Source organism: Collinsella sp. TM05-37, assembly GCF_003436455.1.
Classification (GTDB): domain Bacteria; phylum Actinomycetota; class Coriobacteriia; order Coriobacteriales; family Coriobacteriaceae; genus Collinsella.
The window spans coordinates 122,406-142,249 of sequence record NZ_QSPN01000001.1 but is presented as its reverse complement, the minus strand read 5'-3'; the positions used below and the strand labels follow the sequence as shown (position 1 = coordinate 142,249).

Annotated in this window: 22 protein-coding genes; 10 read left to right on the top strand and 12 right to left on the bottom strand. The window is 58.7% G+C overall.

The genetic code is table 11. The features are described 5' to 3' along the window. Window positions 1-67 precede the first annotated feature (67 nt). Entirely contained in the window at window positions 68-1,021 is a 954-nt protein-coding gene (locus DXD48_RS00620; RefSeq protein ID WP_117563741.1) for a tRNA-dihydrouridine synthase, read from the top strand. Window positions 1,022-1,206: 185 nt separating this feature from the next. Here DXD48_RS00620 and DXD48_RS00615 read toward each other — a convergent pair whose 3' ends face one another. The 5 genes from DXD48_RS00615 to DXD48_RS10055 form a co-directional block, all read right to left on the bottom strand. Further along, complete coding sequence (locus DXD48_RS00615) at window positions 1,207-1,473, bottom strand: ribbon-helix-helix protein, CopG family (protein ID WP_117563578.1); 267 nt, start codon at window positions 1,471-1,473, stop codon at window positions 1,207-1,209. A gap of 8 nt (window positions 1,474-1,481) precedes the next feature. Further along, complete coding sequence (locus DXD48_RS00610; RefSeq protein WP_117563577.1) at window positions 1,482-1,748, bottom strand: hypothetical protein; 267 nt, start codon at window positions 1,746-1,748, stop codon at window positions 1,482-1,484. Between the two features lie 75 nt (window positions 1,749-1,823). Next, a complete protein-coding gene (locus DXD48_RS00605; RefSeq protein ID WP_117563576.1) occupies window positions 1,824-2,336 on the bottom strand; it encodes a hypothetical protein in 513 nt (170 codons plus the stop codon). Between the two features lie 724 nt (window positions 2,337-3,060). Beyond that, entirely contained in the window at window positions 3,061-3,306 is a 246-nt protein-coding gene (locus DXD48_RS00600; RefSeq protein WP_117563575.1) for a glutaredoxin, read from the bottom strand. Between the two features lie 51 nt (window positions 3,307-3,357). Next, complete coding sequence (locus DXD48_RS10055) at window positions 3,358-4,185, bottom strand: TipAS antibiotic-recognition domain-containing protein (RefSeq protein WP_158548893.1); 828 nt, start codon at window positions 4,183-4,185, stop codon at window positions 3,358-3,360. Window positions 4,186-4,326: 141 nt separating this feature from the next. Here DXD48_RS10055 and tsaA point away from each other — a divergent pair, with 141 nt between their 5' ends. Further along, the gene (gene tsaA, locus DXD48_RS00590; protein WP_233514949.1) at window positions 4,327-5,064 is read left to right on the top strand and encodes a tRNA (N6-threonylcarbamoyladenosine(37)-N6)-methyltransferase TrmO; all 738 of its coding nucleotides are present in this window, start codon (window positions 4,327-4,329) and stop codon (window positions 5,062-5,064) included. Window positions 5,065-5,176: 112 nt separating this feature from the next. Continuing rightward, window positions 5,177-6,388 (top strand): MalY/PatB family protein, encoded by a 1,212-nt coding sequence (locus tag DXD48_RS00585; RefSeq protein ID WP_117563573.1) that lies wholly within the window; start codon window positions 5,177-5,179, stop codon window positions 6,386-6,388. Window positions 6,389-6,485: 97 nt separating this feature from the next. Here DXD48_RS00585 and DXD48_RS00580 read toward each other — a convergent pair whose 3' ends face one another. Next, window positions 6,486-6,965, bottom strand: coding sequence for a pyridoxamine 5'-phosphate oxidase family protein (locus DXD48_RS00580; protein WP_117563572.1), 480 nt, complete (start codon window positions 6,963-6,965; stop codon window positions 6,486-6,488). 252 nt (window positions 6,966-7,217) lie between these two features. Here DXD48_RS00580 and DXD48_RS00575 point away from each other — a divergent pair, with 252 nt between their 5' ends. From DXD48_RS00575 to DXD48_RS00565, 3 genes are all read left to right on the top strand, one after another. Further along, window positions 7,218-7,643, top strand: coding sequence for a potassium channel family protein (locus DXD48_RS00575; protein WP_158548892.1), 426 nt, complete (start codon window positions 7,218-7,220; stop codon window positions 7,641-7,643). Window positions 7,644-7,679: 36 nt separating this feature from the next. Beyond that, window positions 7,680-8,213: a TIGR00730 family Rossman fold protein gene (locus tag DXD48_RS00570; protein ID WP_117563570.1), complete on the top strand. Its 534-nt coding sequence runs from the start codon at window positions 7,680-7,682 to the stop codon at window positions 8,211-8,213. A 127-nt stretch (window positions 8,214-8,340) separates the two neighbouring features. Beyond that, window positions 8,341-9,642 (top strand): chloride channel protein, encoded by a 1,302-nt coding sequence (locus tag DXD48_RS00565; RefSeq protein WP_117563569.1) that lies wholly within the window; start codon window positions 8,341-8,343, stop codon window positions 9,640-9,642. Window positions 9,643-9,821: 179 nt separating this feature from the next. Here the strand turns inward: DXD48_RS00565 and DXD48_RS00560 are convergent, their stop codons facing one another. Genes DXD48_RS00560 through DXD48_RS00550 form a run of 3 tightly spaced genes read right to left on the bottom strand, consistent with a single transcriptional unit; the run spans window position 9,822 to window position 11,802 of the window. Beyond that, complete coding sequence (locus DXD48_RS00560) at window positions 9,822-10,520, bottom strand: ABC-2 transporter permease (protein ID WP_117563568.1); 699 nt, start codon at window positions 10,518-10,520, stop codon at window positions 9,822-9,824. Beyond that, a complete protein-coding gene (locus tag DXD48_RS00555; RefSeq protein ID WP_117563567.1) occupies window positions 10,517-11,398 on the bottom strand; it encodes an ABC transporter ATP-binding protein in 882 nt (293 codons plus the stop codon). The genes DXD48_RS00560 and DXD48_RS00555 overlap by 4 nt, the downstream gene beginning before the upstream one ends. A gap of 23 nt (window positions 11,399-11,421) precedes the next feature. Further along, window positions 11,422-11,802 (bottom strand): GntR family transcriptional regulator, encoded by a 381-nt coding sequence (locus DXD48_RS00550; RefSeq protein WP_117563566.1) that lies wholly within the window; start codon window positions 11,800-11,802, stop codon window positions 11,422-11,424. A 559-nt stretch (window positions 11,803-12,361) separates the two neighbouring features. Here DXD48_RS00550 and DXD48_RS00545 point away from each other — a divergent pair. From DXD48_RS00545 to DXD48_RS00535, 3 genes are all read left to right on the top strand, one after another. Beyond that, window positions 12,362-13,975: a peptide chain release factor 3 gene (locus DXD48_RS00545; protein ID WP_117563565.1), complete on the top strand. Its 1,614-nt coding sequence runs from the start codon at window positions 12,362-12,364 to the stop codon at window positions 13,973-13,975. 156 nt (window positions 13,976-14,131) lie between these two features. Further along, window positions 14,132-14,854 carry a VUT family protein gene (locus DXD48_RS00540; RefSeq protein ID WP_226812554.1) on the top strand — a complete coding sequence of 241 codons (723 nt, stop codon included), beginning with the start codon at window positions 14,132-14,134 and terminating at the stop codon, window positions 14,852-14,854. A gap of 9 nt (window positions 14,855-14,863) precedes the next feature. Then, window positions 14,864-15,544 (top strand): SDR family NAD(P)-dependent oxidoreductase, encoded by a 681-nt coding sequence (locus DXD48_RS00535; protein ID WP_117563564.1) that lies wholly within the window; start codon window positions 14,864-14,866, stop codon window positions 15,542-15,544. 50 nt (window positions 15,545-15,594) lie between these two features. Here DXD48_RS00535 and DXD48_RS00530 read toward each other — a convergent pair whose 3' ends face one another. Beyond that, window positions 15,595-16,320, bottom strand: a complete 726-nt coding sequence (locus tag DXD48_RS00530; protein ID WP_117563563.1) for a uracil-DNA glycosylase — start codon at window positions 16,318-16,320, stop codon at window positions 15,595-15,597. Window positions 16,321-16,408: 88 nt separating this feature from the next. After that, on the bottom strand, window positions 16,409-17,311 hold the full coding sequence (locus DXD48_RS00525; RefSeq protein WP_117563562.1) for a DMT family transporter: 903 nt from the start codon (window positions 17,309-17,311) through the stop codon (window positions 16,409-16,411). A gap of 158 nt (window positions 17,312-17,469) precedes the next feature. Here DXD48_RS00525 and DXD48_RS00520 point away from each other — a divergent pair, with 158 nt between their 5' ends. Further along, on the top strand, window positions 17,470-18,336 hold the full coding sequence (locus DXD48_RS00520) for a LysR family transcriptional regulator (RefSeq protein WP_117563561.1): 867 nt from the start codon (window positions 17,470-17,472) through the stop codon (window positions 18,334-18,336). A gap of 29 nt (window positions 18,337-18,365) precedes the next feature. Here the strand turns inward: DXD48_RS00520 and DXD48_RS00515 are convergent, their stop codons facing one another. Next, window positions 18,366-19,748: an MATE family efflux transporter gene (locus DXD48_RS00515; RefSeq protein WP_117563560.1), complete on the bottom strand. Its 1,383-nt coding sequence runs from the start codon at window positions 19,746-19,748 to the stop codon at window positions 18,366-18,368. Window positions 19,749-19,844: the final 96 nt, after the last annotated feature.

Below are 19,844 nucleotides of genomic sequence, written 5' to 3'. Positions count from 1 at the left end.
ATGACAGGGGCGTATTATGTGACAAAGGGACAGTCCCTTTGTCACATTGATCTGAGAGTGGATGTTGATGTATTTATCGCTGGCCCCTATGGAGGGCATTACCGGGCATGTGTTTCGTCGCGTGCATGCGGAGTGCTTCGGCGCGCTCGATTGTTATTACACGCCGTTTTTGCCGCCGCCGCGGGTGGGCAACCGCTTTGGCGGCAAGGCGTTTAAAGAGGTCGACCCTGCCAATAACCAGGGACTTAACGTGGTGCCCCAGCTGATGTCCAAGAATGCGGACGAGTTTGTGTGGGCGGCGCAGGTGCTTGCCGATATGGGCTACCGCGAGGTCAACCTCAACCTTGGCTGCCCCTCGGGTACGGTTGTCGCCAAAGGCAAGGGTTCGGGCTTTCTGCGCAACCTGGATGAGCTCGAGGTGTTCTTGAGCGACGTGTGCGAACGCTCGCCCTTGCCGGTGTCGGTTAAGACCAGGTTGGGGCTCGAGCACGATGACGAGTACGAGCGCGTGCTCGACCTCTATTGCCGCATGCCGCTGGCAGAGCTGATCGTGCATCCGCGCGTGCAAAAGGACCGCTATACGGGCTCGCCGCGCAAAGAGTTTTACGGCGAGACGCTGGAGCGGGCGCCGTTCCCCGTGGCCTATAACGGCGACATCTTTGATCTTGAGGACATGGATGCGCTGGTGGAAGCCTATCCCGGAACACGCCACGTAATGTTGGGGCGCGGCTTGCTTGCGAATCCCGCGCTGGCTAGCATGGTTAAGGGCGGCCCTGCCGCCACCGCCGCTGAGCTGCAACGCTTCCACGACATGCTGTTTTCGGCTTATACGGACGAGATTGGGGGCAACGCGGTCTTTCGCATGAAAGAGTGGTGGTTCTACGCCAAATGCGCCTTCGCCGATCCCGCGACCGTTCACAAGCTCGTACGCAAGACCAAAAAGATCGATGAATACCGCGCCGCTGTTGAGCGCGTCTTTCGTGAACAGCCGCTTGCGCCCGCTGCCCGCTTTTGCGGCTAAATGTAGTCGCCTGCGACGTTCTTTAGCGACTAGACGCCTGCGACGTTCTTTAGCGACTAGTCATTTAAGAACGTCCCCAATGACTACCTGTGCCGGGCTCATGCAAAAAGCTGTACGCCAGCATCCAAAGATGTCGAAAAATGTCGACTTTGGATGCTGGCGTGCATGTTTGGTTCGGCAGGGGACTAGGCAATCATTGCATCGAGTGTAATGAGTTCCCTGAGTCGCTCCGTGCGCGTTTGCCCATGGCGTTCTGCCTTAGCGTCAAATGCTTCAAGAACTGATTCGCCCACACGTGCCGATAAAACAACGCTTGGTTCATCGGAAATCGGCGGCCTTCCCAACTTGACGGTGTGGCCCTTCGGCCACTCATCTTTTTCGTATGCCGCTGCGACTTTCTCTAGCTCACCGGGAGCAAACCCCATCATCTTTTCGAGCTGCTTAGCGTCCATAGCGCCTCCTATCGATCGATTCCGATTTCCCTGAGCACCTTGCGCGTGGGAGGGACAAGGGCGTGGTAAATGATGTAACCATCTCGGTCGGGGCAACATCGGGCGATGAGCTCCATGAGGCGACTTCTTCCATCAAGTCCAACGAGAACGTAATCGATGCCTCCATTTTCAAGATCACGTCTAAACCATGCGAAAGCGGAGTTCCAGGCGCATATAATATCCGCCTCTGTCAGCCCGTGTTTGAGGGCATGGGGGTGGATTGCGATGAGCTCCATAAGGACCTCTCTTTATGTATACAGTTTTGTAGACAAAAATACAAGCAGTTAATACGGTTAAGCAGCCTGTTTTGGCTAGCATGCCATTGGGGATTCAGGATTGAGAACAGGTGGGTTGATGAATTCTTCAGGAAGCTGGATGGGGTGTTCGCCTCGCATGACACGGCTATAGCTTTGGTTCAGGCTCCTTCTCATGAATATTTCTGCCTTTTTTGCCTCTTCTGGATGGATGATTGCCTCTTGCCGTGGGATATCGAGCGGAAAGTCCTCCATGAGCTCCTCGTATCCTGGATCGGAGATTCCTGCGATGCAGTCGATCCAGAGAAAAGGTTGGTACAGCCTTGCGCCTGCGACGACGGCAAATAGATCCCCAGCCCTTATAATCGGTTCCTCGTTGGGTTTGATGTCGCTAAGGGGGCGAGAACCCATGAAGGTGTTGTCGCAGTAAAGGTCGCCCTTGGCTTTGGCCCCGCAAACGCATATGAGATATTCTAAGGTTTGGAGTTCTTCGGATTCGGCAATGGCCTTCTCTATACCGGCGATTTCTGCCAAGCTGTTTACTCGAATCAGTGATTCCTGGTATCCCATGTCTAATTCCCCTCGTATTGCTCATAATAAAGTGACCGACTGCCTTTTTCGTTGATGTCCTGCGTGTGGTTCTAGGGCGTCGGTGAACTCGTCTTCATCAGTTTTCGATGGCGAGACCAACTCAATTCATGACACGGTGTGTCGAGAATTAGGAATGTCTGATAGAAGAGCCCGTATTGTCCTCATATGCCTCGACCATCGTCGAGTTGGTGGCACGTTCAACGTGGGAACGAGCGTGTTCGAGGACGTCTCTGGCAGACGCACAGACGTATCCTTCGTCTGATGGCGCGGGCTCGATGAGATTTTGGGCTGATAATTGTTTTGCCATAACGATGCACTCCTGTGTGACTCACGGATAACGGGAACGTTTGGTTGTGAGTGTCGTTCTTTGCTGGCGACGACGAACAGGAGCGCGGCCTGTCTGAGATGGACGAGTGCGATAACCACCGATCTTACTTACCGAGCTCGCTCCAGCGTGTCATTGGGGACCTCCGCAGGAACTCTCGACTCATCTCATGCCTTGAAGTGAGTATAGCATAGATCGCAAACATATGTTCTATAAATATGATAACTAGTCATTAGGTAGTCATTTAAGAACGTCCCCGATGACTATGTTGCAAAAAAATGTACGCCAGCATCCAAAGATGTCGAAAAAATGTCGACTTTGGATGCTAGCGTACGTGTTTGGCCGTATGGGTTGGGGTGGTCGGTTGCAATGCGCGTACTAGAGCAGGTTCTTCTGTGCCCACGCGATGATGTCGCTCGACTCGTAGAGTGGTTTGCCGTCGATGAACAGGCAGGGAACCTGGCGCTTTCCGCCGACGGCGATGAGCGTCTGCTCGGCATCGGGGTCGGTCGAGATATCGCGTTCGGGAATGGTCACGCCGTTATCGGCCAAAAAGCGCTTGACCTTTATGCAATACGGGCAGCCGGTCATAACGTACAGCGCGAGCTCATGATCGGTAGTCATAGGTCTCCAATCGGTTGAGGTTTCGATTGAAATACCCAAAGTCGTCGCGGTCTATGCACGCGTCAACGACGACTCGATGGCCTGTACCAGAAACGCCGTGGCTCCGGTGCCGCAGGGCTTGTCGTAGTAGTCAACAAAGCGCTGGTCGGCAAGATAACCATTGGCGAGGCCCAGGTATGCTTCGTCCTGGGGCTCGTGTCCCCAGTTAAGGCCAATCCATCGGCGGTGCATTGCGACAAGCTTGCGGGCTTCGTTACTCTTTGGATCGCCGTCGCCCATGGCAATCGAGAGCTGGCCCAGAATAGCGCGTTCAAGTTCCTTCATGTCGTTCCATGTCTCGGGATCCATATCCAGCAGTGCTTCGTTTGCGGCGTCGATCGCTTCGTCGCCATAGCGCGCCCGCGCCTCGGCACCGTAGCGCTCCTCGTTTTCGTGCACGGAGCGCCAGCGCTCCAGTTGCGGCAGCACGGCGCCCATGAGCGAGACGGCTTCGTCGAGCGACATGCCGGTGTTATGTGCCAGCCGCGGGGCACAATCCTCTATCATCGCCTCCATCGTGGTGTCGTAGGTGTACTTACCATGGTCGTAGCACCACTTGCAGTAATGATCGGTCCTGGCGCCCACGGCATCGGTGCCGCAGTCATCGGGTGTGAGCACCATGCCGCAGCTCTGGCAATAGTGCTCGGGCATTTCGAGCAGGTGGAACAGTGGCTCTCCGGTCACGGCGGCAATGAGCTTCATCATGTCGATGCCTGGGATGACTTCGCCACGCTCCCAGCGACTCACAGCTTGGCGCGTGACGTAGAGCTTGGCGGCGAGCTGCTCTTGGGTAAGGTGATGGGCGCGACGGACAGCAATGAGCTTTTCTGCAAAGGCCATAATGGCTCCTTTCTGCTGGTTGATGGCTTAAGCATACGCGGCGGCAGGCGCCCTTCCAAGCAACCGTTGGTTGCACGACGGGGGACCGCGACAAAGAATTGCGCACAACGCTCCACACCTCCATGCCGTACAATGACCGGCATGGAACCTATTGCACACATACATACCGACCTGCCGCAGAAGTTCGGCATCCCGCGCAACAGCTTTTTGGCGCCCCATCTGCAGGGACGCATCGTCTTTGAGCCGGAATTTGCCTCTAGCGCGGCAGCTGAGGGTCTGGACTCCTTCTCTCACCTGTGGCTGCTCTGGCGCTTTGAAAACGGAACACCCGGCGGCACGGCCGAAGACATCGCCGCCGATGCCAAGGCGCAGGACAGGTCCGGCACCAACGCAAAATGGTCGAAAACCGTGCGCCCGCCGCGCCTGGGTGGAGCCGAGCGCGTGGGCGTATTTGCCACGCGTAGTCCGTTCCGCCCCAATCCCATCGGTCTCACCTGCGTCAAACTCGATCATGTCGAGCTTACCGACGATGGCCCCATCATTCATGTGCTAGGGGCCGATCTGCGCGACGGCACGCCCATCTACGACATTAAGCCCTACATTCCGTTTGCGGATTGCCACCCGGATGCGACCGGCGGCTGGATTGAGGATGCGCCGTGGCAAGAGCTCGACGTTGACTTCCCGCAAGCGCTGCAGGAGATGGTCCCGTCCACAAAGCTCCCCGGGTTGGTTGAGGTTCTTCGCCAAGATCCGCGCCGCGCGGGTAGCAAGCACGAGCCAAACCGCATTTACCACTTGGCTTACGCTGGGCTCGACATATCGTTTACGGTTGACGGATCCAAGTTGACGGTAACCGCCGTCAACGACGCGCGGGGCTAGCCAGCCATTCGATGGCGCTCGCCAAATTCAACGCCAAACCCCGTGCCAAAATCGCCCACGCTGGTGGACAATAACGCCTACCAAAACAATCCGCTTTGCACGGGAGCTCAGCATGAAATACGACTTTACTTCTCTTATCGACCGCCACGGCATGGACGCCATCGCCGTTGACTCCTGGGGCGAGATCCCTGGCATGGCTCCGAACGCGCCCGACGAGGGCTTCGACCGCATCCCCATGTGGGTGGCGGACATGAACTTTGCCACGGTGCCCACGGTCCAGGAGCACATCATTCAGCGCGCCCAGCATCCCATGTTTGGCTATTTCGATCCGCGCGACGAGTACTTCGACCGCATCATCGAATGGCAGAGCCGCCGTAATGGCGTCGAGGGCCTGCTCCCGGAGCATATCGGCTACGAGAACGGCGTGCTGGGCGGTGTCGTGTCGACCCTGCGGGCGTATGTCCAGCCGGGCGATGCGGTGCTGGTCCACAGCCCTACCTACATCGGCTTTACCAAGTCCATCGAAGCCGCGGGCTATCGCATTGTCCACAGCCCGCTTAAGCTCGACGACCGGGGCGTGTGGCGCATGGACTTTGAGGACATGGAACGCAAACTCACCCAAAACCACGTCCATGCCGCGGTGTTCTGCTCGCCACATAACCCCTGCGGCCGCGTATGGGAGCACGATGAGATTGAGCGCGCCATGGACATCTATCGCCAGCACGATTGCGTGGTGATCTCGGACGAGATCTGGTCCGACATTATCTTGCCCGGCCACAAGCATATCCCGACGCAGTCGGTGAGCGAGGATGCCCGCATGCGCACGGTCGCCCTCTATGCGCCGAGCAAGACGTTTAACCTGGCGGGTCTGGTCGGAAGCTACCACATCATCTATAACGAGACGCTGCGCGACCGCGTGTGCGCCGTGTCCAATAAGACCCACTACAACGAGATGAATGTCCTTTCGATGCACGCGCTTATCGGTGCCTACCAGCCGCAGGGCTACGAGTGGCTCGATGAGCTCAACGAGGTTATCGAGGGCAACATTGACTACTTCTGCGATTACGTGGACGAGCATTTTGAGGGCGTGTCCTATTCGCGCCCGCAGGGCACGTACATGGTATTCCTGGACTGCACGGAGTGGTGCCGCGTGCATGGGCGCGATATTCAGTGGCTGCTCGACGAGGGCGCGCGTGTGGGCGTGGGCTATCAGGACGGCCGTCCGTTCCACGGGTCTTGCCACATTCGCGTGAATCTGGCGCTGCCGCTTTCGCGCGTAAGGGAGGCGTGCGACCGCCTGAACCGTTATGTTTTTGGGGCATAGGGGGCAAGCGATTCGGCCGCCGCGGTCTGCGCCCACGCCGTCAGCGTGCGTGGGCGCATTAGAGCACAGAGGGCTGCGAGCACGTTTTCCGCGTTTGCTACTTTTCTTGAATCTGCTTGCCGCAAAGGTGCTCAACCGTAATTTCATATTGCTGGACGCCCCTTATGCTTTGTTTGATTTCCTCTTCGGCCTCCTCGGCGGAAGGGTAGTATTTGAGGGCGAGCTGGCGGATTTTATCTTCGACAAATGCCGGGTTATCGTTCACGAGGCGACAACGGCCAAAAACCACGGTGCTCTGAACATAGGGTGCCCAGTCGTCATCCTCGAACCAAACATTGCCATAGACGGTAAAGCAGACTTTGTCGTTTCGTTTGAGTGCGTCGACCTTGTGTCCTGCCTTGGCACCATGAAAGTAAATTTTGTCGTGTTCGGTGTCAAAGAAGTAGTTGACGGGAATGGCATAGGGATAACCATCGTCGCCGTTGACGGCAAAAACGCCGCGCTTGCAATCGGCGAGCAGCTCTCGCGCCTGTTTATCGGTGATGGCGCGCTTTTTTCTGCGAAGAGGCCTAAACATTGTGGACTCCCTTTCTTTTTGCGTGCTGCGGGCACGGTGGTGGGCGGGATGCCTATATCAAGATACTCGTTCGGGCCGTGAGGCCTGTGGGGATGTCCTATTTGTCGCAGATTGAAACGTATCTCGTTTTGCCACGGGGGCGGTCCTTCATAACCCGTCGTCCAGAAGCGTCCCCGATGACTGGTTCCGTTTGCGGGGAAGGCGTGGGACAATACCGACCAAATGCGATTGCTATTTGCGGAAGGGGCTGCGATGAAAAGACTGAGGACGCTTGCCGACGTGTTGCGCCAAGCTGGCTTTGCGCGCATCACGGGCCTGTTTCTTATCTTCTATCTGCTGTGCTCGACGGCTGTCTGGCTGTCCGAGCCCACGACCCTTACGTTTGGCGATGGCCTCTGGTTTAGCTTTGAGACCGTATCGACGATCGGCTTTGGCGATATTCCGGCCGAAACACCGGTTGTCCGCGCTATTACCGTCGTCTTGAGCGTTATTAGCATCTTCTACATCGCCATGCTCACGGGCGTGGCGGTGAACTACTGCAATACGCTCATTAAACTGCGCCAAAAGGACACCATGGCGCGCTTTATGGACGATCTTGAGCATTTGGAAGAACTCGATCGTGACGAGCTCGCTGACCTGTCGCGCCGCGTGCGCGAATATCGGCGCCGCCAACGCTAGAGCGGGCGCCGCGCGTCACAATGAGGGGGACTGAATATGAATATCACCGTGTACCTGGGTGCCAGCGCCGGCAATGATCCGGCGTTTCTGCCCGCGGTGCAGGAGCTGGGCAACTGGATCGGCGCCAACGGACACGCGCTTGTGTACGGCGGGTCCAAGTCGGGCCTGATGGGCGCGCTTGCCGATAGCGTGCTCGATGCCGGCGGACACGTGACCGGCGTGGAGCCAAGCTTTTTTATCGAGGCGGAGTATCAGCACGATGGTATCGACGACCTTATCGTGACGAGCGACATGGCCGAGCGCAAGGCCAAGATGATCGGGCTCGGCGATGCATTCATCGCCTTTCCGGGCGGTACGGGCACGCTCGAGGAAATTGCCGAGGTCATGTCTGCCGTGTCGCTGGGACATCTGAGCGCGCCGTGCATTTTGTACAACCTGGATGGGTACTACAACGACCTCAAAGCCCTGCTCGGGCACATGATCGAAAAGGGATTGTCGAGTCCGCAGCGCCAGCAAGGCATCTACTTTGCCGATGACATGCACGAGATTGCATCGATTATCGGCAGTTAAGTCTTAGGCTTAGCGCGCGTGCGGCGCCCAACGGCGCCGTTCGCAGCGCAGATGGTTGGCCCGCCCGCGCTGCGCCCGTCTTACAATAAAAGTTATCTTTGTCGCTTTTGACCAACGGGAGGCCCCGATGGATAACCTTGCAAGACCCAAAAACCGTGCGCTGTTTTTAGTGAGCGTGGCTGTGACCGGTGCGTTTGCGGGCGCCGCGGTCTGGCTGTTCTTCTTTGCGATGGAGCACGGCATCGACTATCTATGGACCGAGATTCCGCACGCGCTGGGCGTCGCTTCGCCCGAGCTCGCGAGTGGTCCGTTCGGTTTTTTGCCCTACCCGTTTTTCGTCTGCTTGCTGGGCGGCCTGCTGATCGGTCTGTACGAAAAGCTTACGGGCACCAAGACCGACGACCTCAACCAGGTGATGGCCAAGGTCAAGCAAGATGGACGCTACCCGTACGACAATCTGGGCAAGCTTTCGCTCGCGGCATTGCTACCGTTACTGTTTGGCGGAAGTATTGGACCGGAAGCCGGCCTGACCGGCGTCATCGCGGGCCTGTGCAGCTGGGTCGGTGACCGCATGCGCCGCTTTGGCGCCGAGTTTAGGGAGCTCACGCTGCTGGGTACCCAGGCTGCCCTGACGGCGCTCTTTACCGCGCCCGTCTTTGGCTTTGTGGCGCCGCTTGCCGGTAGCGCCGACGGCCAGGGCGCTAATGACGATGAGTCCGCGTCCGACGAGATCACCATCAGGCTGCCCAAGGCGCAAAAGACCGTGGTCTACGGCATTGCGATTGCCGGCGGCCTGGGCATCTACCTGCTGCTTGGCCAGCTTGTGGGCGGCGGCATGGGTATGCCCAGGTTCGAGGCCGCCGTGGTGGGCAACCTGGAGCTTACCTGGCTCATTCCTCTGTCGCTGATCGGAACAATCTGCGGCTGGCTGTACTTTGTCTCTGAGCACGCGAGCGAGACGCTGTCCCATGCCATAGGGGAGCGTCCTGTCGTCAAGGCCATGCTAGCCGGTCTGGCGCTCGCCATCTGCGGAACGGTCTTGCCCTACACCATGTTTGCCGGTGAGACCCAGGCCGACGTGCTCATGGAAACCTACCTGACCATTCCCGCCGGCGTGCTTATTTTGACCGGTCTGGTCAAGGCCATGCTGACGCCCGCCCTCATCAACCTTGGTTGGCGTGGCGGCCACTTCTTCCCGGTTATCTTCTCGGGTGTGAGCCTGGGCTATGGCCTTGCCATTCTCACCGGCGCCGATCCGGTCTTTTGCGTCGCCGTCTGTACCGCCTCGACGATGGGTGCCGTCATGCGCCAGCCCGTTATGGTCGTGGGCTTGCTGCTCATGTGCTTCCCGCTCAAGGGCATCGTCTGCATGATCATCGCCGCCGTTATCGCTGCTGGCATTCCGCTGCCCAAGCCGCTGCGCAAGTAGCGCGGCGGTGCACGGTCAATACAAACATCTCAAGCCCGGTGTGAGGGTGTTCAACTTGAGCTTGTGCCCCTGACGGGTCGTTATTTCCAAAATGCTGCTGTAACCCACGACACGGGTTGAGCGCCTCCCAAAAAGACCGCGCCAGACCTACGGCGCATGCCCGATGATACCGCGCCTGCCTACAGGTCGCGCGCTCGATAGACCTTGGTGCTGATGGCGCAGCTCAGTGCAAAGAGCACGAGGGCCAGGACGGCAATTCCTGCGCACAGGCAGCCGAGGACGGCGGGATCGGGATTTGCCCCGGCAATCGACATGAGCCAGTTGCTGATGGGGTTGGAGGAGCTCAGCGTGGCTATGGCAAGGCATCCGAGCAAGGCAAACAGACCAACGGACAGGCGCAGCGCCTCCATGTGTCCAAATCGAAAGAACAACGGTTGCGCCAAAAACACCATCATGAGGGAGATGAGCATCGAGGCTGCCGAGGCAATTGTAATCTCAAAGACGGCCTGTCCCGTCGGGGGGATGCCTGCATTATTGAACAGTGGGATGGTGACGATGTTCAACAGTGCAGCCGCACATGCCATGATGGCCGAGAAAGAAACGATACACAGGTAACGTGCGCAGATGATGTCTTTGCGCGAGATGGGCAGCGTTGCCCGATAGCGCTCCCATCCGTTTTGATTGTCGAAGCCGGCCAGCGAGCTCATGACCATGATGGGCGACATGGCGCTGACCGCGCAGGCGCCGGCACTCATGCCGGAATCAACATCCGATGCGTTGGCGAGGGTCAGCACGACGAATATGAATAGGCCGACGCCCGCGATGCTCGGGACGAGCGTGCGAACGATGGCGAGCTCGGACATAAAGGCGCGTTTCATTTCGAAGCCCCTTTCAGCATGAGGCGAAGATAGTTATCAATGGTTGCCCGATCGCAGGGAATCTCGGGGAAGGCCTCGAGCGTTTCGCGACGGTTGGGCACGAGCACGTCCACGCTATAGGCGTGGCGGGCGGCACGGGCGCCTTCGACGCAAGCCATGAGCTCTGCGGCCTGTGCTTGCGTGCAGTGGGCGATGCCGGCGCGGTCGGTAATGTCCTCGCGTGGCAGGTCAAATACAATCGAGCCTTTATCGATGCAGATGACGCGATCGGCGGCGCGATCGAGGTCGGACGTAATGTGGCTCGAGAGCAGTACGCTGCGCTGGCCGTCGGAAACAAAGGCGAGCAGCTCATCGAGTAGTTCCTCACGCGCCATGGGATCGAGGCCCGCGGTGGCTTCGTCCAAAACGAGCAGCTTGGCATTGTGGCTGAGCGCACAGGCGAGCTGCAGCTTCATGCCCATGCCGCGGGAGAGGTCTTTGACCTTGGCTTTGGGGTCAAGGCCAAATCGGCTGATGAGGTCGGCAAAGGTGCCATGGCTCCAGGTGGGGTACGCTGGACTTACGAGTGCTTCAACTTTGGACACCTTAAGTGTGGAAGGGAAGGGGCATGTGTCCAGCACGAGGCCGACACGAGCGCGCAGACAACACTGCGTCTCATCGGGCGCGTCGGCGTCGCAGCGCTGCCCAAACAGGTGCACCTCGCCGGCATCGAGCTTTATGAGCCCGAGCGCGGCGCGAATGGTCGTTGTTTTGCCGGCGCCGTTTGCGCCCACAAAGCCGACGATCTGGCCGGGCTCCACGGTGAGTGTGACATCGCGTAGGGAAAAGCGGTCGCTTACGCGGCGTGAGACGCCTTTGAGTTCTAGTAAGTTTTGCATGGTATAGCCTTTCTTGCAGATGGCTACTGCATGGTTTCGGGGGCTACAAGGTCGAGCATCTCGTGCAATTTGTCGCGCGTGACGCCCAAGGTTTCGGCCTGCGTAGCGGCCTGCGCAAGCAACTCTTCGATATGGCAGAGCTGGTTTTCGCGCAAGAGTTCCCGGTTGCCCTCGGCGACAAAGCAGCCCTTGCCCTGCACGGTGCAGATAAACCCGAGTTGCTCCAGGTCGGCGTAGGCGCGCTTGGTCGTGATGACACTCACGCCCAGGTCGCTCGCGAGTGCGCGGATGCTGGGGAGTTTGGCTCCCGCAGCGAGTGTGCCCGAAAGGATTTGGGCTTTGACCTGCGAGGATATCTGCTCGTAGATGGGCTTGTCGCTCGAATTGGATAGGATGATGTCCACAGCGGCTCCTTAGCTGTTGGGCTACACGTGTATATAACCGGTAAGCACAGTATATATACACTATGTACAGTTCTACAAGAGCTAAATGTGGAATAGCCTGCCGGTGTCGCGCTTATTCCAAAACAATCTCAATCTGTAACACCTAGGTTCGTTTTGGGTCGTTTGCTGTTACAGATTGAGTTGTTATTTGTCCGCCTGCCTATTTGTCTCAAGCTGTAACAGTAAGAGTCGATTTGCGCGGCTAGATGTTACAGAACGAGACATTGGCTGCCTGCCTTTCCGTTTATCTCGATTTGTAACAGTTAGACCCGATTTGGGCGGCTAAATGTTACAGATTGAGATTGTGTTGGCGGGCCTGTCCGTTTGTCTCAATCTGTAACAGGTGGAGCCTCAAAACCCGTCTTTCTGTTACAGATCGAGACAGTCCGTAAGGCGGCTGCCCACTACACAGCGAGCATGGCTGATGAATTTGTCCTGACAGGTGCTCTATGGCGGGATTTCGCGGCTACAATGGTGCGGTTACATCGATGTAATGCACTCAATGCAAGAAAGGATCCGCATGGCAAGCCTGTCGGATGAAATCTCGTCGCGCCGCACATTCGCGATCATCAGCCACCCGGACGCCGGTAAGACCACGCTTACCGAGAAGCTGCTGCTCTATACCGGCAGCATCCAGACTGCCGGCTCGGTTAAGGGCAAGAGCTCGGCCAAGCATGCCGTCTCGGACTGGATGGACATCGAGAAGGAGCGCGGTATCTCCGTTACTTCCTCGGTACTGCAGTTCACCTATAACGGCGCCTGCGTCAACATTCTCGATACCCCCGGCCACCAGGACTTCTCGGAGGATACCTACCGTACCCTTATGGCCGCCGACGCCGCAGTCATGGTCATCGACGGCGCTAAGGGCGTCGAGGCCCAGACCAAAAAGCTCTTTAAGGTCTGTACGCTGCGCCATATTCCCATCTTTACCTTTGTGAACAAGCTCGACCACGAGGCTCGCGATCCCTTTGAGCTCATGGAAGAGATCGAGAATGTTCTGGGGATCAATACGTATCCCATGAACTGGCCGATCGGCAGCGGGCGCAACTTCCGCGGCGTGTTCGATCGTCAGACCCGTCGCGTCATTGCCTTTGAAGGCGACGGCCACGCCAACGCCACCAAGAAGGTCGCCGAGGTCGAGGCCGAGCTGGGCGATCCGGCCATGGATGAGCTTATTGGCGAAGAGAACCACAAGAACCTGATGGACGACATCGAGCTGCTCGATGGCGCCGGCGACGAGCTCGACTTGGATGCCGTGGCCTGCGGCAAGCTGAGCCCGGCGTTCTTTGGCTCGGCGCTCACCAACTTTGGCGTGGAGCCCTTCCTTAAAGAGTTCCTGCGTCTGGCCCCGACGCCGCGTGCCTATACCGATACGCTCACCAGCGAGCCGGTCGCGCCCGCCGAGAACGACTTTAGCGGCTTCGTGTTTAAGATCCAGGCCAACATGGACAAGAACCACCGCGACCGCATCGCCTTTGTGCGCATTTGTTCGGGCAAGTTCGAGCGCGGCATGGACGCCTTCCATATGCAGGGCAACCGCAAGCTCAAGCTGGCGACGGGCACCTCGATGATGGCCGACGACCGCGCCATCGTGGACGAGGCCTATGCGGGCGATATCGTGGGCCTGTTCGACCCGGGCATCTTTAGCATCGGCGACACCGTGTGCTCCGGCAAGCGCCACGTGCAGTATCCGCAGATCCCGACGTTTGCCCCCGAGATGTTCGCCCGTATCACGCAGGTCGACACGCTCAAGCGCAAGCAGTTCGTAAAGGGCATGGAGGAGCTTGCCCAGGAGGGTGCCATCCAGATCTTCCGCGAGCTGGGCGCCGGTATGGAGAGCGTCATCGTGGGCGTGGTCGGCGTACTGCAGTTTGAGGTGCTCGAGCGCCGCCTCAAGGCCGAATACCGTGTTGAGGTTCGTCGCCAGCCGCTGCCCTATACGGACATCCGCTGGATTCAGAACGACCCCGACACCATCGACATCCCGGGCCTTTCGCTCACGCGCGACACGCTGCGCGTCGAGGACATGCGCGGCGGTAAGCTGTTGCTGTTCACGAGCCCGTGGAACGTGGACTGGGCAACCGACCACAATCCCGACCTTATCCTGTCGGAGTTTGGCAACGTAGCGTTTTAGTGTGCCGGCGCGGCAGCCTGGCGGGGCTGCCGCGCCGTTTGCTTGCCTGATGCCGTGTGAGCGGCTATCATACCCACCGTCGTCTCAAGACCGGGGCGTCCGAGCAGTTCGGGTCCGATATCCTGCTCGTTAAACCTAAAACCAAAGGAGTACATAATGATCAAGAAGGTCATGGAGGACTACAAGGTCCTGTTGCGGAGCATTCCCGCGGCAACGGTTTCGCTGTTTTTCGTGAGCGTCATCATGATGAACCTGCTGGCCAACAAAGAGCTTATCAGCCTGCCGTATCTGGCACTCGATTGCGGCTTTGTGGTGAGCTGGGTTTCGTTTTTGTGCCAGGACATGATTTGCAAGCGCTTTGGCGCCAAGGCATCCATCAAAATCTCTATCCTCGCGCTGCTGGTCAATCTGGCCGTGAGCCTGTGCTTTTGGGCATGCTCGCTCACGCCCGGCATGTGGGGCGCCTACTACGACACGGGTATGATCGAGGTCAACACCGCCCTTAACGCCACCATCGGCGGCACCTGGTACGTGGTGCTTGGCTCTTCGCTGGCAATGCTCGTCTCTGCCGTGGTTAACTCCACGCTCAACCAGTCGCTCGGCCGTATGCTCAAAAAGAATAACTTTGCGAGCTTTGCCTTCCGCTCCTATGTGTCCACGGGTGTTGGCCAGTTTATCGACAACCTGGTTTTTGCCATTGTGGTGAGCCACACGTTCTTTGGTTGGACCTGGGTGCAGGTTCTTATGTGCTCGCTGACCGGCGCTGTCGCCGAGCTGCTGTGCGAGGTCTTCCTGAGCCCCGTGGGCTACAAGGTCGTGCGTGGCTGGGAGCGTGAGAATGTGGGCGCCGAGTACCTCGAGCGCCACGCAACCGCCTAAGGAGCAAGTATGCGGGTTTTGATCACGGGCACTTCGGGCGGTATCGGAGCCGCGTGCGTGCAGCGCTTTTTGGACGAGGGCCACGAGGTCGTGGGCTTTGATCTGCTATCGGCGGCGATCGAACACGAGCGATACCGCCATCTGATCGTTGATGTCCGCGAGCCTAACTCGTTTCCAGGCGACCTTGAGCCACAGGTAATCGTGAACGTTGCCGGTGTGCAGGATTCGGCCGACGATATTGCCGCCAACCTGCGTGGCACCATCAACGTGACCGAGCGCTATGCCTTTGTGGGGGAGGGGCTTGCCGCCAAGCCGACACCGGCTATCAATTCCGTGGTCAATGTGGGGTCGGCAAGCGGGCATACGGGATCGGAGTTTCCCGACTATGCCGCCAGCAAGGGCGGCGTTATCGCCTACACCAAGAACCTTGCAAACCGCCTGGCGCCGCAGGCTATCGCCAACAGTGTGGACCCGGGTGGCGTTATTACGCCGCTCAACCGTTGCGTGATGGAAGACGAACACCTGTGGAGCCAGATTATGGAACTCACGCCGCTTAAGCGCTGGGCCACCGCCCAAGAGATCGCCGAGTGGATCTACTTTGTGGGCGTGACCAACCGGTTTATGACCGGGCAGAGCCTGCTGATCGATGGCGGCGAGGCCGGCCGCACGCAATTTATTTGGCCCGAATAGGAAACGCGCCCGATGGAAAGCTGTCGGGCGCGTTTTTGATGTATCGATTTTTAGCAGAGGCAAGTCCAGTTGACAGGGGTCGAGCCGTGCTGTTCGAGTAACCGATTGGCAGCGGAGAAGGGATGCGACCCCATAAAAGCGGCAAGTTCTGCCGTGGCACGGTTGGCCGAAAGCGGCGAGGGGTGCGTAGAGGCCAGGCAGAACTTGCCGCTTTCCTTGCCCGCGCCGGTCGCGGCGAGCTTGCCCTCGACCATCTGCTGGGCAAAGCGGCCCCATGCCAAAAAGACAACCGGCTGGGGCAGCTGACAGCAGCGTTCGATAACATAGTCGGTGAGCGTGCTCCAGCCCAGCTTGGCGTGCGAGTTCGCGGCATGCTCGCGCACGGTGAGCGTCGTGTTGAGAAGTAGGACGCCCTGTTGTGCCCAGGGGGTTAGATCTCCCGTGGCGGGAATGGGGCAGCCCAGATCGGCGTTGAGCTCCTTGTAGATGTTGCGCAGGCTCGGCGGCAACTTGGTTTGCGTCGCAGGTACCGAGAACGACAGACCCATGGCCTGGTTGGGTCCGTGATAGGGGTCTTGGCCCAAGATGACAGCCTTGACCTGGTCGGCCGGCGTGTAGGCGAGGGCATTGAGGATGTCGTCTTGTGCCGGGTAGATGGTCTGCTCGGCACGCAGAAGGGCGATGCGCTCGAGCAGCTGGTTCGTAGTGTCACGTACCGGTTGCGGCGCATCGTCCAACCAAGTTGCTATGTTGCGGTCGCGGGTTGCGGTGTCCATGGGGCTCCTTTATGGCAGATGCTCTGTTGGCATCTATTGTAAAGGAGCACCGGTTGCCTTTATGCCGCGGCTGTATGAGGAGTGGGGCCTACGAGACGTGCTCGGGCACTCCTGCCATACGAGCGTGTCCGTGTGCGCGAAGGCGCGGAAGCTCGACGGTTGCCACCATGACGCCGGTGAGGATGAGGGCGGCGCCAAAGAAGGCGATGGGGCTCAGGACCTCGCCGACCAGGAAGAACGAGAAGACGGCGGAGCAGACCGGCTCGAGCGAGAAGGCGAAGCCGGTGGTCTCGGCAGGTACGTGGGGCTGCACGAGTGTCTGGGTGATAAAGCCGTAGGCAGAGCAGATGAGTGCGAGCGCAACGATAACGACGATCTCGTTCGGTGTGCTGGGAAGCGTAAAGCCGCCAAAGGTGCATGCGGCGATGCCCGAGAACAGGCCGCCGAAGCCCAGCTGCCAAACGCCCAGAGCCAGCGGATCGACTTCCTCGACAAAGCGCTTGGCTACGATAATGTGGCCGGCATAGATAAAGGCCGAGAGCAGCATGATGATCGCGCCGGGATTCAGGCTGGTAAAGTCGGCGCCCGAGAGCAAAAGCATGCCGCAGGTGACGATGGCGGTGCCGATGAGCACCTTGCGCTCGGGGGCGCGACGCAGCAGGGCCGCGTTGGCAAACGGTGCGATCACGACCGTCAGGCTCTGCAAAAAGCCGGCGGTGGAGGCCGAGGTGAGGCTGGAGCCCAGGCACATGCAGGTGAGCTCGGTTGCCATGATGGCGCCGATGATGGCGGAACGAATCATCACGTCGCGGTTGATGCGCAGCGCGTGCTTGTGGAAGAGCAGCAGGCACGCTGCAAAGGCGATGATGCAGCGCAGCGCAACGATACTCGTGGCGTTCATGCTATCCATGCCGATCTTCATGAGGGGGTACGAAAAGCCCCATGCGACGGGAACGGAAAATGAGAGCGCGATTGCTTTTTTGCGATCCATGGGATTCCTTTTGTTACAAAACGGTTTCGCAAAAAGGATTCTGCGCCCAGATATGGATGTAGTAAAGCGAATGTATCTTCAGTATGATTAAGAAATACTAATGTAAGCAGAAAAGGTCCTGGCAAAACGTTTTACGGCTACATCGATGTGGAGGCACGATGGCATCGCGATATCAGATTGTATGTATGGTGGTCGATTGCGGCAGTCTTAAGGGCGCGGCCGACGAGCTGGGCTATACGCAAAGCGCGGTGAGCCAAGCCGTCAAGGCGCTCGAGCGCGAGCTGGGCACCACGCTTATCGAGCGCGGCAAGCAGGGCGTCTCGCTTACGCGCGACGGCAAACAGTATCTGCCGTATCTGCGCCAGATCGTAACGGCTGAGGCCGAGCTCGAGGGCAAGCGTCAGGAGTTGCTGGGGCTTTCGTCGACTGACATTCGCATCGCGACGTTTACCAACGTGAGTCGTACCGTGTTGCCGCGCGTGATCCGCGACTTTGGCGCCCTGCATCCGGGCGTGCGCTTTACCCTCAAGCAGGGCGATTACACGCGCAACGCCCAGTGGGTGCACGATGGCGTGGTTGACTTTTGCTTTACGGCGCGTGGATTTACCACAGGGCTCGAGAAGCGCGTGGTCTATCACGACGAGTTGGTGGCGCTGTTGCCGTCCGCCCATCCGCTGACGGCAAAGGAAAAGGTGACGCTTGCCGACCTGGCGTCCGAACCGTTTGTGCTGCTGGATGAGGGCGAGCAGAGCCTGGTGCTTGATGCATTCGCGACGCACGGGCTGTCGCCGCACGTGACAAGTGAGGTTACCGACGACTACACCATTATGGCGATGGTGGAGGAGGGCCTGGGCGTGAGCATGCTCTACCGTCGTACGGTCGAGGGCATGCAGGCCGATATTCGGGTGCGTCCCATCGTGCACGCTCCTTCGCGGGACGTGGTGGCGGCCTGGCGCAGCTGGGACACCATGCCTATCGCCACGAGGCGCTTTATCGACTATATGAGCTCGCATATCGTCAATTAGCTGCCGATGCGCCACCTTGTTGGATGTGTCTAGCGCGTCCCGGTCTTGGCTTGCGCAAGACGGTAGGTGCGTGCCGGGTGGCAGAACAATACCGCCACGACCATAAAGAACGCCGTGGTGCCCAGGCTGATGGGATAGACCATCATGATGTTCGCAAAGGTGCGGAAGTGCGGGAACACGCAGAATACCCAGTAGAAGCGGATGCCACAGACGCAGATCATGGTAATGAGGGCGGGCATGAGCGAGATGCCAAAGCCGCGCAGGTAGCCGGACATGTTTTCGTAGAACATGCTAAAGGCGTACGCCGGGAAGATCGAGCACACGCGGATATAGCCGATTGAGACGATGTTGGGATCGCTGTTGAACAGCGACAAGATTTCGCGCCCCAGGCCGACAATAACGATAATCGTGGTGAGCGCAACGATACCGCCTTCGACTAGACAGACCTTGAGTGTCTTGGTGCAGCGGTCAATCTGGCGGGCACCGTGGTTTTGTCCCACAAAGGTGGTGCAAGCCTGGCTAAAACTGTTGAGCAGGTTGTAGCACACGTACTCCAGGCTCATGGCGGCGCTGGATGCCGCCATGACCTCGGTGCCCAAGCTGTTGATGGCGGACTGGATGATGATGTTGGCGACGGCAAAGACGGCGCTTTGGATGCCGGCGGGCAGGCCGATCTTGACGATGCGCTTGAGGGCAACGGGGTCGATAGCCAAGTCGCGTGGGGTGACGCGGACGACGGAGTCGGTCTTGAGCAAGCGGATAAAGAGCGTCGCGGCGCTGACGGTGTAGGCGATGGCGGTGGCGATGGCGACGCCCGCGACGCCCCAGTGGAGTACGGGGACAAAGACGAGGTCCAGGCATATGTTGAGGACGGTGGACACGGCGAGCGCCTGCAGCGGCATGCGGGTGATGCCGACGGAGCGGAAGATTGCGGCCTCAAAGTTGTAGAGCAAGATCGAGGGCATGCTCAGCAAAAAGACGCGTAGGTAGAGTGAGGCGAGCGGCATGGTCTCGGCGGGAACGTTGAGCGCGGCGAGCATGGGCTCGGCAAAGATCTCGCCCAGGGCGATGACGACAAAGCCCACGAGCGCCATTAAAATCGAGGTATGGACGGCGCGTTTGACCATGTTCTGATCGTTGCGGCCGATAGCGTTGGCAATGACCACGTTGGAGCCAAGCGACATGCCGATAAACAGGTTGAGCATAAGACTGGTAAGCGGAACATTGGAGCCGACCGCCGCCATGGCGAGGGTTCCCTGGTCGCCCGAGAAGTTACCGATGATGACCGTGGCGATGAGGTTCGATAGCTGCTCCAAGATGCTCGTGGCGGCCACGGGGAAGGCGAACAGGGGAATATTGCGCCACAGTGAGCCGGTGGTCATGTCAATGTGCTTGGACGCGGTATCAGTCATACGCTCTCAATCTCTAATGTGCTTTTCTGTGCTTATTTGCGCAGACGATGATACTCCTAATCGACTAGTCGTTGGGGACGTTCTTAAACGACTAGT

What these genes read in the sequence shown, in the direction of transcription:
- DXD48_RS00620 (WP_117563741.1), top strand. Translation starts at nt 68, where the DNA reads ATGTATTTATCGCTGGCCCCTATGGAGGGCATTACCGGGCATGTGTTT.
- DXD48_RS00615 (WP_117563578.1), bottom strand. Translation starts at nt 1,473, where the DNA reads ATGGACGCTAAGCAGCTCGAAAAGATGATGGGGTTTGCTCCCGGTGAG.
- DXD48_RS00610 (WP_117563577.1), bottom strand. Translation starts at nt 1,748, where the DNA reads ATGGAGCTCATCGCAATCCACCCCCATGCCCTCAAACACGGGCTGACA.
- DXD48_RS00605 (WP_117563576.1), bottom strand. Translation starts at nt 2,336, where the DNA reads ATGGGATACCAGGAATCACTGATTCGAGTAAACAGCTTGGCAGAAATC.
- DXD48_RS00600 (WP_117563575.1), bottom strand. Translation starts at nt 3,306, where the DNA reads ATGACTACCGATCATGAGCTCGCGCTGTACGTTATGACCGGCTGCCCG.
- DXD48_RS10055 (WP_158548893.1), bottom strand. Translation starts at nt 4,185, where the DNA reads ATGGCCTTTGCAGAAAAGCTCATTGCTGTCCGTCGCGCCCATCACCTT.
- tsaA (WP_233514949.1), top strand. Translation starts at nt 4,327, where the DNA reads ATGGAACCTATTGCACACATACATACCGACCTGCCGCAGAAGTTCGGC.
- DXD48_RS00585 (WP_117563573.1), top strand. Translation starts at nt 5,177, where the DNA reads ATGAAATACGACTTTACTTCTCTTATCGACCGCCACGGCATGGACGCC.
- DXD48_RS00580 (WP_117563572.1), bottom strand. Translation starts at nt 6,965, where the DNA reads ATGTTTAGGCCTCTTCGCAGAAAAAAGCGCGCCATCACCGATAAACAG.
- DXD48_RS00575 (WP_158548892.1), top strand. Translation starts at nt 7,218, where the DNA reads ATGAAAAGACTGAGGACGCTTGCCGACGTGTTGCGCCAAGCTGGCTTT.
- DXD48_RS00570 (WP_117563570.1), top strand. Translation starts at nt 7,680, where the DNA reads ATGAATATCACCGTGTACCTGGGTGCCAGCGCCGGCAATGATCCGGCG.
- DXD48_RS00565 (WP_117563569.1), top strand. Translation starts at nt 8,341, where the DNA reads ATGGATAACCTTGCAAGACCCAAAAACCGTGCGCTGTTTTTAGTGAGC.
- DXD48_RS00560 (WP_117563568.1), bottom strand. Translation starts at nt 10,520, where the DNA reads ATGAAACGCGCCTTTATGTCCGAGCTCGCCATCGTTCGCACGCTCGTC.
- DXD48_RS00555 (WP_117563567.1), bottom strand. Translation starts at nt 11,398, where the DNA reads ATGCAAAACTTACTAGAACTCAAAGGCGTCTCACGCCGCGTAAGCGAC.
- DXD48_RS00545 (WP_117563565.1), top strand. Translation starts at nt 12,362, where the DNA reads ATGGCAAGCCTGTCGGATGAAATCTCGTCGCGCCGCACATTCGCGATC.
- DXD48_RS00540 (WP_226812554.1), top strand. Translation starts at nt 14,132, where the DNA reads ATGATCAAGAAGGTCATGGAGGACTACAAGGTCCTGTTGCGGAGCATT.
- DXD48_RS00535 (WP_117563564.1), top strand. Translation starts at nt 14,864, where the DNA reads ATGCGGGTTTTGATCACGGGCACTTCGGGCGGTATCGGAGCCGCGTGC.
- DXD48_RS00530 (WP_117563563.1), bottom strand. Translation starts at nt 16,320, where the DNA reads ATGGACACCGCAACCCGCGACCGCAACATAGCAACTTGGTTGGACGAT.
- DXD48_RS00525 (WP_117563562.1), bottom strand. Translation starts at nt 17,311, where the DNA reads ATGGATCGCAAAAAAGCAATCGCGCTCTCATTTTCCGTTCCCGTCGCA.
- DXD48_RS00520 (WP_117563561.1), top strand. Translation starts at nt 17,470, where the DNA reads ATGGCATCGCGATATCAGATTGTATGTATGGTGGTCGATTGCGGCAGT.
- DXD48_RS00515 (WP_117563560.1), bottom strand. Translation starts at nt 19,748, where the DNA reads ATGACTGATACCGCGTCCAAGCACATTGACATGACCACCGGCTCACTG.